Below are 15653 nucleotides of genomic sequence, written 5' to 3'. Positions count from 1 at the left end.
CTGGAGTCGGACTTCCACCGCGACTGGCTGTCCGGCTACGACAGGAACCTGGCCGACGGGCGGCTGGACGCCGCCCACTGGGTGGAGGAGCCCGGTCCCGCGCCGCACCTGGACGAGTCGACGCGGGCCGCACACGACGCCGCCCAGGACAGCCTCGTCAGCCACTACGATCACGTCCTGGACCTGGCCGAGACCCGGAACACCCACCTGGAGCACCTGCCCCGGCAGGTGGACGACGCGGCCCGCGCGTGGGAGGCCCGGCAGCACGCCGGCGACTCGCACCGCGCCCTCGCCGACACCGACGCCGACGCTCCGAAGCTCACGGAGGCCGACCGCAAGGCCGTGGTGGACGCGGTCACCGCCGATCTCCAGGCCGAGTTCAAGACGCTCACCGAGGTCCGCGACTCCGGTCCGCTGACGGCCGCGGAGCGGGACGGACTGCGCGACGCCTGGAAGGCCGTCCACGACGAGCACCTCGCCGGACTCCCCGAGCGCTTCGACCAGGTCGACCGCCTCAACCGGCTGGGAGAGAAGCACGGTCTCGGCCCGGAGCTGTCCAAGACCGTCCGCGACAAGTACCTGACGGACCTCGAAGCCCGGAAGAAGGCCGCGCCGGACGAGATCGACACGGTCGGCTCTCCGGAGGAGCGGTACGCGTGGGCCGCGGCGGCCGAGGACCGGGTCGGGCACTTCCTGGAGCACTACGACGCGGTTATCGGCAAGCAGCGCGACGGAGCCGCCTTCGACCACTCGGCGGGGCCCCGGGAGCAGTGGCGGACGCACGCCCACGATCAACTGCTGGACTCCTTCCACGACATGAAGCAGCTGGAGTCCCGCGGCTTCTCCCACGAGGACGCGGCCGAGCTCGCACGCGACTCCGCCGTGTCCCGCCTCCACGAGCGCCTGCGGCTGGAGACCGACGTACTGCCGCAGGCCAAGGAGAAGCTGACGGCCGCGGCCGAGGGCCGGGGGCTGGGGCCCGAGGACCCGCTGACGCTCAAGGCCGGCGAGAGCCTGGCGAAGGACCTCCGCACCGCCGTGGAAGAAGCGTTCACCACGCACATCCACGGGAGCGAACCCACACGGGCGGGGCTCGGGCACGCCGTGTCGGTGAGCCGGTCGGCGACCGGGGCCATGCTGCACGACAGCGCGCTCTACAGCCGGCTCCGCTACCACGAGGAACTCTCCCAGCGCACCCAGGACATGCGGTCCGCCGTCGAGCGGCACGACCTGCTCCACGACGAGGAGTCCCTGGCGCGGGTCGCCGACGAACTCGCCGCGAAGCTCGAAGCCTCCGCGGAGGCCCGCCTGGGCGGGGTGCGCACCGGCAGGGAGCCCCTGCTCGGCGACGAACTGGACGCCCGCTACCGGAGCTGGCGCGAGTCGAGCGGCGAACTCATCCGGGACGTCCGCACCCATCTGGACCGGGACGCCTACCGCCAGGGCGCCGTCGAGAACGCCGGCGCGGTCTTCGAGCGGCGGTTCTACGACTACGACGCCTTCACCGGCCCCGCGGAGGGCGGGTTCGCGGACGTCGCGTCCGGCTTCCGGCGCGACTGGGTCGCCGTGCACGACCGCTTCCACCGGAACGGCGGCGCCAGCCTCGACCACTGGCTGGAGACCGAGAAGAACACCACCGACGGCTTCCGGCAGGGTACGGAGCGGGTCCAGCGGCAGCGGTGGGACCGGCAGAAGCTCGCGGTGGAGAAGGCCGAGGCCGAGTGGAAGGCCGAGGCCGCGCAGCGGGAGCCGGCCGGCGGCTTCCCCGCGGACGAGACCGCGGCGCCACACGGGCAGCGGCCGCCCGAGCCCTCCGCCGAGCCGCGTGACGTGGGCGCGCGAGCCCACGACGACGCGCCGGCCCAGGAGCAGACCACGGCGCAGGAGCACGCCGGAACGAAGCAAGAAGACGGCGTCGTACAAGAGCACACCTCGGCGGACGACCACGCCACCGCGCAGGGCTCCCACGACGCGCACGACTCGGGCAGCTCGTACGAGACGGCGGGCTCCCGCTCCGAGCAGCGGCAGACCTTCGCCGACCATGTGCCGGAGCAGAGCGTCGAGCAGCGGGCGTTCGCCCGTTTCGACAGCGAGATCGCCTCCGCCGTGCCCAAGTACCAGCCCCGTTCCTTCCTGGACAGCACGGCCGTACGCGACCTGCGCGCGGAGTTCGCCGACCGCTTCACCGCCGCGCTGGAGCGTGAAGGCGCCTCCGAGGCCGACGCCGCCGCGACCGCGGCCGGGGATCTGCGGGCCCGGTACGCGCAGGAGCACGACGACTGGTGGGCGGCGCACAACGCCCGTAGGGATTTCCGTTCCGCGCTCGCCGAGGGGCCGCTCGTCGCTCGGCCCGGCGTGTCTTCCGACGGGCTCCTCTGGGAGGACGACCTCGCGAAGTCCCAGCCGCACTGGGACACGCCCGCCCGCGAGTGGTACCGCCACCAGATCCAGCAGCTGGAGCGGCAGTACATCGAGGAGCGGACCGCGGAAGGCGGCACGGAGCCGTCGGCCGCGCTCGACGAGTCCTTCCGGACCGCCGCCCTTCGCCTGAGCGATCGCGCCGTGCCGACGTCCCTCGTGCTGGACGGCTTCTGGAAACACAGCGAGTCCTACGACTTCTCCCCGGACACGTACAAGTGGAGCGCCCGGACCGTCCACTGGTACCAGGACCGGCGACAGGACCTGTTCCAGGAGCTGTCCCACGCCCTGGAGCGCGAGCCCGGCGCTCTCGCCTCGGTCGAGCGGGAGTACGCGCAGCGGATCGCCATGCTCAAGGAAGGCGCCCGGTTCCGTGACGACCCCGGCCTGATCGGCGAACAGTCCGGCGCCTTCGTCCCCGCTCCTTCGCACGCGGCGTCCGACGACTGGCGCGTACCGGTAATGCGGGCCGAGGAGCAGCGGCTGCACGAAAAGTACGACGGCCGTCTTCGACAGGCCGTCGAGGACGCCGCGTACGACGAGCGGATACAGGAGAGCTTCGAGCACTGGGTGGCGGATGACGGGCAGGCGCTCTCGGAGGAGCAGGCGGAGCTGCTGCTCGACCGGACGCTCCGCCTCCGTGAACTCGACCCCTCCGAACCGCTGGACCTGTCCGCCGGATGGCGGGACCAGACCGACCTGACCACGGTCCGCGAAGCCGCCGTCGAACAGGCCCGACGCGCCTTCGACCGTGCGTTCCGCTCCTGGAGCAGCCGCTTGTCCGGCTCCGGCGCGCAGGAGCCGGCCGGTCCGCTCGACGCGGACCTCGTCGCGCGCGTCGGCGACCACATACTGGCGGCGTTCGAGCAGAAACTCGACACCGCCGTACGCGAGGTCTTCGCCACCGGGGCGGACACCCGGGACGAGCGCCTGCGGGAGAACGTCCGGACGGCCGCCTCGCGGCTGCGCGGACTCACCGCGGAGCTCACCGACGCCTTCGACCTGCGGGCCTTCTACGAATCCGAACTCGCCCGCGCCGACGAGCACGTCACGCGGCTCGCTCAGGACCTCGCCGACGGCCTGACCGCCGAGCAGAGCCGGTTGCTCCACGCGCTCGACGCGCGCGGGCACACGCTGTCCGAGGCCGGGGCGACCGTCGTCCGCGACGAGCTGCACGCCGAACTCGACGCCGCGTTCACGGCGCTCTCCGGCTTCGACGGGGCAGCCGTCGCCTCGCGCGGGGAGCGTCCGGAGCTGCTGGCGCGCTGGCACAGCCGCTACGACGCCGTGCTCTCCCGGCTTCCCGGCCGGCTCGTCGAACAGGCCGGCCGCGAGGCGGCCGTGCTCCGCGCGCTGCGGGACGTCGAGCGCGCCGCGGACACGCTGAGCACCCGGCCGCCGTCGCCGAGCACCGCGTTCACGGACCGGTTCGCCCTCCGGCCGCAGAACGTGCTTCCCGAGACCCTGCTGTCGGTCCAGAAGTCCATCGCCTCGGCTGTCGACGACGCCTTCAACCGTGCCTTCGCCGACGGCCCGTCGGCCGAGCGGCTCCCCGCGTGGGAGGCCGCGTACGACGAGGCCGCCGGGCAGGAGCGGGCGCAAGCACTCCTGCTGCTCCACGCGGCCCGGCGGAGCGCTCTGGCCCAGGCCGACGCGGCCTTCGCCGAACAGCTCGCGCGGTGGCGGACGCAGGACGCCGACCACATCCTGCCGGACGAACGGAACGACTGGCTCCGGACCGAGTTCGCCGATCGGGCCGCCAAGGCCTTCGACGCGGCCTTCACCGGGGCCGCCGACGCTCCCGAGGAGCTGCTCGGCGGCGTTCGGGCCTGGGACCGCCGGTTCGCCGAGCTGGTGGACGAGATCCCCGTCCACCTGGACTTCGAGGTGGACGCCCGAGCCGCCCTGAACGCCTCTGACGGCATCTTCTCCTCGCTCAGCGCCGGCCGCCTCGCCGACGCGGCCGGTCTCGCACGGCTCGCCGACGACTACCGCACCGAGTTCTTCGACGTCTACCGCGGGCTGTGGGCTCCCCGTGACCTCTCCTCGTCCTGGCTGCGGAACGTGCAGGAGGACGCGCAGCGGGACGTGCAGGAGGCCGACGCGTCCTCACGGACGGCAGACGCCCCGGCCGGGCAGGTCCACGACGAGCCGTACGAGACGTCGGACCTGGAAGCCGAACTCGACTGGCGACTGGCTCAGTTGACGCGCGATCAGGTCTCCGTTTCCCAGCGGCCGAGCGAGCAGGAGATGGAGCGGCGCAGGGAACTCCTGTCGGCGGACGACATGGATACGCCCACGGACGGCGGCCGGACAGTGCGCGACGCCGTGCTGTCCGGGTCGGCGCCGGAGCGGTCCGTAGCGGAGCAGACCGTGGCGTCCCGCGCCACGGAGCACCCCGAGTACGAGCGGTACGAGCACACCTTCACGGCGCAGTCCGGCCGGCTGACGGGCGCGCGCGAGGAAGAGGACGGGAAAGGCCCGTGGACCAGGTTCGTCACGTCCTGGTCGTCCCTGCGCAGCACGCTGACGTACCAGCTCCCGGACCCGGGCCTCGCCATCGTCGAGGGCGGCGCGCACGAGCAGGTGCTCCGGGACGGTGAGACGGTCCCCGGCCCGGCCCCGCTCCAGCGGACCCGGGACCTGACCGTATGGGCCCGGCAACGGCTCGACGGACTGAAGGAGCAGGTCACGCAGTTGCCGCCGAGCCTCAGGGCCATGGGGCGTACGCCGCGGCAGGTGGCGGACGAGATATCCGAGCTGACCGGGACGATCGACCAGGACGTCCTGCCCGATCTGGACCAGCGGCTGCACGCCCTCGCACAGGCCGGAGCGGAGCTGGAGTTCGTCACCACGGAACAGGTGTCGGACGGCGAGCAGGGCGGCGGCGTGTGGGACCCGTTCGACGACTGGGACCCGGACGAGGTCCCGAAGGAGCGGGGACCCGAGCCGGAGCCGGAGCCGACCCCGCTGCTCGAACCGGACTGGACGCACCGGGCCGGTACGGGCGACCGCGAGGCGGACGTCACGTGGTTCCGCCAGGTCCGCGACTGGTTCCTCGACGAGGCCGAGCGGTCCAGCGTGCGGCTCGCCGACGAGCACGGCGGCGTCACCGAACCCGCCGACGAGACGACGGCCCGAGCGTACGGCGAGTGGCGGGCACTGCTCGGCGAGGGCGAGCGGCTCGGCGCGGACCTGCGGGCGTTCACCGGCGAGCGGCCCAGCATCCGGCTGAAGACCTCCGACCTGCCGGACGCCGACGCGTTCCCGGGCGGTTACGCGGCCTGGTCCGAGCGGGCCAACGGACTCGCGGACCGGATGCGGGAGTTGCACGGGAAGTTCCGGGCGCCCGCGGACCGGCTCACCCGGCTCGGCCTCACCATGCACTCGCGGCGCGGCCGTGCCATGGACCTGTCCATGGAGAGCGACGCCTACCACGCCCTGCAGACCGGGGCGTTCCCCGCGCAGGGCCGGGTGACCGCGGAGCGTCCGCGGCACGCGTTCGCCGCCGCGCTGTGGCCGGTCACCGACGAGCACGTCGCCCGGATCACCGTCCGGACCGGCGAACCGGCACAGGGCGCGGCGCCGCTGCTGTGGCGTGCCGACGAGGACGTGCTCTACCGGTGGGACACCAGGCCCCCGGAGACCATCCGGGCCAACGGCTTCGAGGCCCGGGGCGACGACTTCGCCATGGACTCCCTGCGCGGCTACCAGTACGGCGGATCCGGCGAACGGCCCACCGCCTGGGTCTCCGCGACCCGCTCCAGCGCCCTGCGGATGCCGCCCGCGAAGGTCGCCTCCCAGGACGCCGAGCGCCGGATGTACCGGTACACCCTCAAGGCGCCGGGCGGCCTCGACCTCGCCGCGACCCTGGGCCGGGACGCCTACCCGGACATGGCCGAGGTCCTCTTCCTCGGCGGCATCGCCCCCCGCTTCATCGTGCACGTCGAGACGTACGGCCGGAACGGCGACCTGCTCGCGAGCGAAGCCCTCCAGCCCTCGCGGCCCGCGCCGGACCTGACGTCGGAGCGGGTGGTCACACCGTCCGGAGCCGACGAGGAGACGACGCTGCGCGAGGCGCGGCGGCTGATGCGGCGGATCGCCGACGAGTACGGCGTGCACGTGGACTCGGCGGCGGGCGGCACAGCGGTCCGGGAGAGCCACCCGAAGGCGTTGCCCGCCGTGCTGAAGCAGATCGGAACCCGGCGCTGGGGGCCGGACGAGCTGGAGGGGCTGCACGCGGCGCTGGCGCACTACGCTCCGCTGCTCGGCGCCCGGCGGGCCGCCTCCCGCCGGGCCGGAGCGGAACAGGAGATCACCGCCGTCGGCGCGGTCAACTGGGCGATACGCGGCACGAAACTGTTCCGCGGGGCCACGGGCGAGTACATCGCCTCCCACAAGATCTTCAACCTCTACGCCCTGGCCACGGCCGGGAAGCAGTTCGGCGGCGGCCGGCGCGCGATCGAGTCGGTCGCCGCTCACGAGCTGGCCCACGGCCTGCTCGCCTACGCGCTGCCCGAGTTCACCCAGCGGTTCTGGGAGGGCGTCGAGCAGCCCTGGAAGAAGAGCGGCCAGTCCCCGACCACGAATCCGGCGGACGACTTCAAGGAGTCGCTGAAGTCCTTCCTCCTGGAGTCGACGCAGTTCCGCACGGAGGCGCCCCGGCACGCGGCGGCGATCGCCGCGCTCCGGGAGCGACGGCCGGAGACGTTCGAGCGGCGGGAGGGCGAGCTGACCCGTGCGGCGACCGAACGCATCGCCCGGGAGCTGAAGGACGAGCTGCCGTGGTTCATCCGGCAGGTGGGCACGTGGACCGAGGACGGCCGCCGCGCCTTCGCCGAGGAGCGGCCGATCACGGAGTACGGCGAGACCAACGCGGACGAGGACCTCGCCGAGACCGCGATGTACTACTTCCTGGACCGCGCGGAGCTGCGGGCGAACGCCCCGCTGCGCGCCGCCTACCTCGACGCGCTGGTCGGCTCCTGGACCGAGGACGGCCCCGAGGCGGTCCGGCGGACCCGGCGCGCGGTCCGCGGGACGGAAGCCGAGGCGACGGCGGCGGCGCAGTACACCGAGGCCGAGATCGCGCAGGCGGTCGACGCGGCCGCGGAGCACGAGCGGGCCCGGCTCGACGCCGAAGCACGGCAGAAGGAGTACGACGAGCTCGTACAGGAGCGGCGGCGGCCCGGGGGCCGGTCCCGGTCTCCGAGCCGCACCCGCAGTCCGACGTGGTCGGGGCGGGGCTGCCCGGCCAGGGCCTGGAGCCGGACGATGTCGTGCTGCGGGCGGTCGCCGGGTCGCAGCGGGAACAGACGCTGATCGAGCAGGGCTACGCGACGCGGCTCGCCGGTCTCCTCCTGACCGCGGACGAGGTGGACTCCGGCCGGCTGGCGGCGTTGCTGGACGAGCGCGCCGCGTCGGTCGGCCGGCGGGCGACGGACGCCTTCGACGAGGCGTTCCACACCCACTCCGGGACGAGCGTCCCGCTGGCCCTCGCCGGGGCGGCGGCGACGGGGCTGCTGGCCGAGGAGAGCGTCGTGCGGGCGTTGGAGCGCCTCTACGCCCCGGCGCCCGGGGAGGGCGTCTGGGACCTCGACGTCAGCAACCTGGCGCCCGGGGTGCTCGCGCACTTCCTGCCGCAGGTGCAGGCGTTCGCCCTGCGGCTGTCCCACCACGTGAGCGGCGGCCGCTTCGAGGACGCCCTGTTCCAGCTGCGCGGGCTCGACCGCGACCTGCGCAAGGTGTGGGCGGTCCAGGACGCGTACGCGGCGATGGGCTTCGGTGACCTCGCGGCGTCCCTGCGGTCGCTCGCGCAGGGTGACCCGCGGGCGGTCTCCGATGCCCTCGGCGAGATCGCCGACACGGGACCCGTGCCGGTCGCGCAGGTCCACGAGTGGTACGCGCGGCTTCGGCGGTCGAGTCTGCACCAGCACGACTTCGACCGGCTGCCGGTGCCCAGCGGCCATCCCGAGGACGGCTGCTCCCTGCGGGCGCACCTGGCGGCGATGAAGCTCCAGCAGTGGGGTGCGCCGGTCCGGAAGGTCATCGTCAGCCGCACCGGCCCGCTGTTGTCGGCGCCCTCTTCCGGCGCCGCCGACGCGACCGGACACACGTCCGGCGCCGCCGGGTGGCAGTGGCACTACCGCGTCGACGTCGGCGTCGCGGCCGTCCTGCCGGACGGCACGGTCACGACGATGGTCCTGGACACCGCTCTGGACCGAGGAGCGCTGAGCGAGTCCGACTGGCTGGCGGCCGTCGGTGTGCCGGAAGGCGAGGCGCTGCGGATCGAGCGCCCCTTGGAGAAGGTCGCCGAGGAGTTCGCCCGGGACCGTCTGGCGCGGCCCGACCACTGGACCGAGATCAACGGTGCGTTCTTCCCGAAGGGCCGGACGGTCCTCGTGGTCACCGACCCGTTCGCGGAATCCTTCCCCGGCCCGGATGTGACGCCCCGCACGTCCCTGCGCGAACTCGACGAAGCCCACCGCGCGTACCTCGACAGGCTCGTCGAGCAGACGGTCGAGGCCCTCGGGCGACCCCTGCTCCGCGACGCCTGGAACGGGCTCGTCAACGGAGAGCACGAGTCCGACGCGGCACGGCAGGCATGGGCGGCGCGCACCCACGAACTGCTGGACGCCAATGGGCTGTTGGAGCATGAGCCGGTCCTTGAGGCCGGTCTGCTCTCGCTGCTGCCCGAGGACCACCCCGCGTTCCGGGGGCCCGGCGCCGGTGCGCCGACCGTCGACGACATCGTGCGGCAGGCCATCGGCGGCCTCTTCCCCTCGCAGGGCGCGGCGCAGTCCCGGCCCGTCACCGTCGACGACCGTCCGCGCCGCCGGGTGGGCGCGTGGCTGCGGAACACCGGAGCGGCGGCACGCGAACAGCAGTTGAGCAGCCGGTACGGGCTCCGGGTCGGCCCCGGTGAGGACGGCGGAGCGCACTTCGGCCACTCCATGCTGGACAAGATCGACGCGGTGTTCGGGGGTCTGCCCCGGCAGGACCTGGCCGGCAACGCGCACCTGACCGCGATCGCGATCGACAACAGCCAGGGTCCCGCGAGCGCCTACCACCGCGTGCCCAAGGCCGTCTTCATCTCTCACCCGCTCCGCATGCCCACCTGGATGTACACCCGCCTCGACCGCGGAAACGCGGCGCAGCGGTGGGCGATGGACACCGTCGCGAAGTCGAAGTACGGAGGTCTGCGGACCGCCGACGTCCTGGGCGTATCGACTCCTCGGCGGCACGTGATGGCGGGCGTCTCCGACGTCCTCGCGCACGGCAACCTCGTCGAGTGGACGCTGCGCCACGAGGTGGGCCACTCGGTCGACATGCGGACGCAGTGGTTCGCGCAGCACAGTGAGAAGCCGGAGTTCGGCGGCTGGCGGACGTACTACCCGGGGATGCTGCACCACGTCACGAAGGCGTTCCTCGGCGCCGTGGGCATCGAGGACCAGGAGCTGACCCGCCGGCTGGCGACCCTCATCGACCCGGACGAGGTCCGGGCGGACCCCGGCGTGCTCAAGCGGCTGCCCGACGAGCTGGCCGACGGCGCCCCGGACCGGCTCGAACGCCTGCAGCGTGTGGCCGGCAACCTGCGGGCGGCCTTCGCGCAGCCATGGACGCTCGACGACGGCGGCCGGGCCCCGCTGGAGCACGAGGGACGCGTCTACCAGGTCTCGCCCGATGGCCTCTGGGTGAGCTACCTGACCGAGGCCCGCGACCACGCGCTGTCCAACTATCAGTTCTCCGACGCCGGGGAGTGGTTCGCCGAGGCGTACGCCGGCTACCACGACCCGCGGACGGTCAACCCGCCGCGGGACCGGCTCGCCCCCCGTGTGGTGGAGTGGTTCGACACGCTCTACCACGAGGCGGAGCCGGTGCCCGTGGACGCGGACGACGCCTCCTGGGAGGACCTGGTCCTCACCGCCGCGGACGGCACGACGGTCCGCGCGGCCGACATCGACAACCTGTCGATCCGCGGCCCCCGTACCTCCGACAGCCGCTTCCCCGCCTCCGGCGGCCGGTCCTTCCACACCCCGGAAGACGCCGGCAAGCGCCTGCGGGCACACACCGACCTGGACCTCGCACAGCCGCACTACGCGCTCTACGACCAGGTCAACTCGCCGACGAGCGTCCCCTCCGAGACGCTCCGCGAGGTGCCGTGGGACCGGAGCCGGCCCCTCTACCTGGCCATGCTGCACGGCGGAAACGGCTGGGTGACGGTGCCGGTCAGCCACAGCCCCGTACGGCTGGACGGCCGCTCGGGCGGCAGGATGCTGTCGAGGCGTCCGAGCGTCCAGGAGCTGCGGCGCACCCACGGGAGCTCCGCGCAGATCATCCTCGCCGCCTGCGAGGCGGGCGCCACCGATGAGCTGGGCGACTCGGTCGCGCAGAGCTTCGCGGACGAGACCGGGCTGACGGTGTGGGCGGCCACCACGAAGGTCGCGGCCACCCCCGAGCTGCCCGGCATCAGCTTCCTCGTGTACCACGACGCCGACGGCGAACCGGGCGAGTGGCGGCAGTTCACCCCGTCGACGGCCGGCGCCGCACCCGTCACGAGCGCCCCGCCGGTCACCGGCCCGAGCGGCAGCGGTACGCGCACCGCCGACGGTTCCGCCCAGCGGCAGGGCGACCGCGTCCTGACGTCCGAGCCCGTCACCCAGGGCCGGGAGCCCTTCGACCACGCCGCGCTCCAGGAACAGCTGGACGCGGCGCGGCAGGACCCGCGGTACTGGGAGTTCTCCCAGATCACCGGATTCCCGCCGCCGCCCCCGAAGCTGACGGTGGGCGGCCGGAACGGCACGTTGCGGCCCGTCCCGCGAGAGCTCCAGTTCGTGTGGGTCGGCGGCCGGGCGAGCGACGCCACGCTGGACAACCTGCGCTCCTGGGCACGGCAGGCGAACGAGTCCGGCTGGACGGTCAACCTCTGGCTCGACGCACACGCGCACGCGGCCACCGCCCCGCTGCTCACCGGAGACCTGGCCGACGTCACCCCGCGCCGCATCGACGAGCGGAATCTGTACGCGAACCTGCCCGACGACGTCCGCGACAAGATCCGGGACCTGGTCGACTTCGCCGTCTCCCGCAGCGCGTTCGCCGTCGCCGGCGACGTCGTGCGCTACGCGGTGCTGTGGTCGCGCGGCGGCGTGTACCTGGACGTCGACATCGCCCCCGGGCGCTTCACGCTCCCCGTCGCCGCCCCGCAACTGGCCGTGGACGGCCCCAACCTGCCGCTCCTGCCGCCGCTGATCCGCGACTCCACGTCGTTCGAGCAGATCCTCCGCGTCATGCGCGACGAGGGGTTCCCGGTCGGCGACACGCACGAGGAGCAGTTGGAGAGCGTCGCCCGGTACCGGTACGCGCGCGCCGACTACAACAACAACCTCCTCGTCGCACCGCCGCGCACCGACTTCCTGCGGCTGGTACTGGACCGACTGCCCTCATCGCGGCTCGCCCCCGAGGAGCTGCGGGACGCCAACAGCACCGCGGTCTTCCGGTTCCAGCACATGACCGACGCCAGCTCGTCCCTGACCGGGCCGGAGTTCATCGCCAACACAGCACGGCAGTACGCGACCGGCTTCGGCTCCGCGGCCGCGGCGGGCCACGGCGCGCCCGTGGACGCCGAACTGCGGGACCAGTGGATCAAGTTGGCCTGGATCACCGAGGAGAGCGAGGTCAGCGCCGCGGGCTCCGGTCCGCTCACATCGGCGCGGCGCCCGCCGCTCCGGACGAGCCGGCAGGTGGAGCTGGCCCGCCGGCTGCGGCCGCGACGCGGACTGCTGGGAACCGGACGCAGCGACGCGGACGTGGACTTCCCGGAGTTCCTGCGCGCCGGAGACCTGCTGGAGGCGTACGACACCCTTTACCCGCCCCGCACGGCGGGCGACGAGGACCGGGACCACGACCGGCTCATGACGCTGCGCCGGCTGGCCCAGCTGACCGACCGGGAACCGGGCCGCGTCGGCAGGTTCACCCCGAGCACACTGGACGGGCTGGCCCAACGGGTCCTCGGCGGCGAGACGGTCACCGACGACGTGCGCAGGCGCCTGGTCGAGCTCGCACGGAGGGCCAAGCGACGGGGGCGGCCGGTCACCGAGCAGGACCTCGCCCGGCGCGCCGGGTCCCGTCAGGGCTCCGGCCCCGTCGGCACGCCGCACCCGCGGTCCGAAGCCACCGGCGAGGCCGGGACGCCGGAGCGTACCGGAGCCGGGGCCCAGGAGCGGGCCCAGGACCTGTCCGAGGAGCAGTTCCAGGAGCGGGAAGCCGAGGAGCGCCTCCGAGCCGAGGAGCGGGAACGGCTCCAGCACCAGGAGTGGGAGCGGCTCCGTACCCAACTGGCCTTCGTGTGGCGGAACGCCACGGCCGACGAGGCGGTGCGCGCGATCCACGCGCAGTTGCTGGAGGCCGGTCCGGGCTCCGGTTCGCTGGTGGTGTTCAGCACCGCCGGCGGCGCCCCGGCGGGGCGTCTGCACGCCGCCAACATCGACGGTCAGGTGCTGTGGGCCGAGCCCACCCGCCTCGACGAGCAGTACGGGAACCCCGCCGCGCTGCTGCCCACCGGGGCTGAGCACGTCACCTCCCTCGACCTGGACGCCGAGGGAGCGCTGCTCAGTCCGCCCGCCGAACTGCGCGCGCTGGACGGGGACGCCGTCCGCTTCCCCCGCCTGCTGCCGGACCTCGCGGCCTTCCGCGCGGCCGCGGCCCTGGAGGACGTCCGCGGTCTCTACCCCGACGTCGAGACGTCCGCCGGCGCCGAATCCGCCCTGGAAGACATCCGCCGCCTCTACCCCGAACCCGAGGCCGCCACCGACACCGTCCTGGAGGACATCCGCACCCTCTACCCCGAGGTCGTGCCGCCGGTCGGCTTCGGCGACGTCGAGGGGCAGTACCCGCTGGGCGTGTTCGGCACCGTGCTCGCCTTCGACGGCGTGCGGTTCGACGGCGCCGACCTGCCGGGCGCCCCGCAGACCCGGTCCTTCGAGGACCTGGTCGCCGGCCTGCTGCCCGAGCAGTCCACGGGCCGCCCCGACTGGCTGGAGGCCAGGGTCCGCGCCCAGGTGCGGGCCACGATCGCCAAGCTGACCCCGCGCGACTTCGCGCGCCGTCTGGTGGACGGCGGCCTGCCGATCACCGTCTCCGAGGGACGGGGCTCCGCCGCGTACACCGTCGTCCTCTCCCTGACCGGCGTCGACCGGGACGGGGCCACCCTGCTGGAGGCCCCGTACCGCCCGTACGGGCAGACGAGCATCGGCCTCCAGGAGGCGGTCTCCGACCGCGCCACGGGCACGGGCGAGAGCACCGGCAACACCCGCACCCTCAGTGTCGGCGACAAGCTGGGGCAGGCGGCGGGCCCCGCCGTCGTCAGCCCCAAGGTCACCGCCGGCATGTCCGCGACGCGCTCGTACGGCCAGAGCCGGAGCACCAACGCGTACAACAACCCCTCGCTGGGGCTCAGCGGCGAGCTGGAGCACTTCTCCTTCCCCGGGACCACGCTCACCGTCACCGTCTCCGGCCCCGGCCTGAGCACCGACGGCCGCTCGGCCGACGGGACCCTGCACGCGGCGTTCCCCACGGAGCTGGCGCAGCTCGCCGCGAACGGGACCGTCGCCCCCTGGGAGGCGACGCTGCCCGGGACCGCGACGGACGCCGCGCTCGAACGGCTCACCAGGGCCGCCCGGCGGTTCTTCAGCGTCCCCCAGCAGATCGGCGGCCTGGGCCCGATACGCGACCAGCTGATCGGCGACTACCGGCAGGCCCGGCCCGGTACCGACCTGCACGAGTACCTGCACAACCGGCTCGGCGAGCTGAGCATGCTCGGCGATCTCTCCTCCGTGCTCGCGGGCGGCAAGCCGCTGCCGCCGGTCGACATGGACGGCGCCGAGGTCCTCACCATGAGCCTGCGGGCGCGGCTGCGCGGCGCGCGGCGCATCGGCGACGCGACCGCCGTGCCCACCGTCCTCAACAGCCGCTGGCTGGAGCTCCAGGGCGCCTCCACGAGCGCGGGCGGCGGCTTCTCGCTGGGCGTCGGGGCGACGTTCGGGCCGGGCGCGGGCCTGCTGCCCGACTGGCTCTCGCTCCAGGCGCCGGTCAGCGTCGGCCTCGGCACGTCGGCCGCCGTCTCCACGGCCGCCGACACCGGCGGCGGCCACTGGCAGAGCGTGCGGCACAACGGCAAGAGCGTGCCGTTCCTGCTGACCGTCCAACTGGAGGCCGGTTCACGGCCGTTGGGTCACCCCATTGGCCGCGAGCACACCGCGGACATCTCGGTCGTCGTACGGGTCCCCGTCGAGCTGGCCGACGCCTTCCAGCGCACGCTGACCCAGATCGTCGCGGAGGAGACGGGCGCGGCCGCCCGCACCGGGGACCTGGCGCCGATCGTCCACGAGCCACAGGCGGACGAGCCGCCGCTGACCGCGCCCCCGGCCGAACTGTCGGCCCCGACCGGCAGTTCGGGTCTGTTCGGGCCCGCCGGCCTGTCCGGGACGACAGACGTCCGCTCCGCTCTGCGGGAGCAGTTCGCGCACGCGCAGGCGGCCGTCCGGACCCCGGAGACGGCCCAGGAGGCGGAGTGGAGCCCCGCCGAGCTGGCCTCCCTGGACTCCTTCCTGGCCGTCCACTTCCACACGGTTTCCCTGGAGAAGCAGTTCACCGAGTTGTTCTCCCCCGAGGGCATCACCCGGACCTTCCTGCGCCCGCTGTCCACGGGCGAGACGGAGGTGTTCCACTTCACGGTGCGCGCGGAGCGCGTGCCCGCCGCGCCGGGCGAGGCCATCGAGCCGACGTCCCAGGTGTATTTCCCGCAGAGCGGCTTCGACCTGTGGCCGAGCGCCATGCGGGACTTCGCGAACTCCGAGTCGCACGGCTCCTCCGTCTCGCTCGGCATCGGCCTGGGCGCCGGGCTCGGGAAGGTCGCGAGCCCCGAGAGCGACCTGACGCTGTTCTCCCGCTCCCACACCGCCAAGAGCGGCATGGGCGGCTACACCTACGCCCTCTCCGGCCTCAACTACACGGGTGCGGTACGGCAGTTCACGTACCGTGTCGCACATCACCCCTCCGTCACGGCGCGGCGCGTCCCGGCGTCCGGCGCGGCCGGCTCCTTGAGCCGGGTCCTGCGGCCGCTACGCGCCCTGGGCCGTACGGCGCACACGGAGCGCCCGGCACCCATGGCGCACACCTCCACGGGCCCGGCGATCGAGGACGAGGCCCGGTGGCTGGCGCCGGTCGACCCGTACCGGGTC

Annotated in this window: 2 protein-coding genes; both read left to right on the top strand. The window is 73.7% G+C overall.

Features of this window, described 5'->3' with window-relative positions; genetic code table 11:
* Positions 1-81 precede the first annotated feature (81 nt).
* Positions 82-7737: a hypothetical protein gene (locus tag ACFU99_RS11145; RefSeq protein ID WP_384389085.1), complete on the top strand. Its 7656-nt coding sequence runs from the start codon at positions 82-84 to the stop codon at positions 7735-7737.
* Positions 7647-15653 (top strand): protein-glutamine glutaminase family protein (locus tag ACFU99_RS11140; RefSeq protein WP_384389082.1); only part of this gene is annotated, 8007 nt, incomplete at its 3' end. The genes ACFU99_RS11145 and ACFU99_RS11140, both read left to right, overlap by 91 nt.

It is taken from the genome of Streptomyces sp. NPDC057654 (assembly GCF_042800135.1).
Classification (GTDB): domain Bacteria; phylum Actinomycetota; class Actinomycetes; order Streptomycetales; family Streptomycetaceae; genus Streptomyces.
This window is presented reverse-complemented; position numbering and strand designations above follow the sequence as displayed.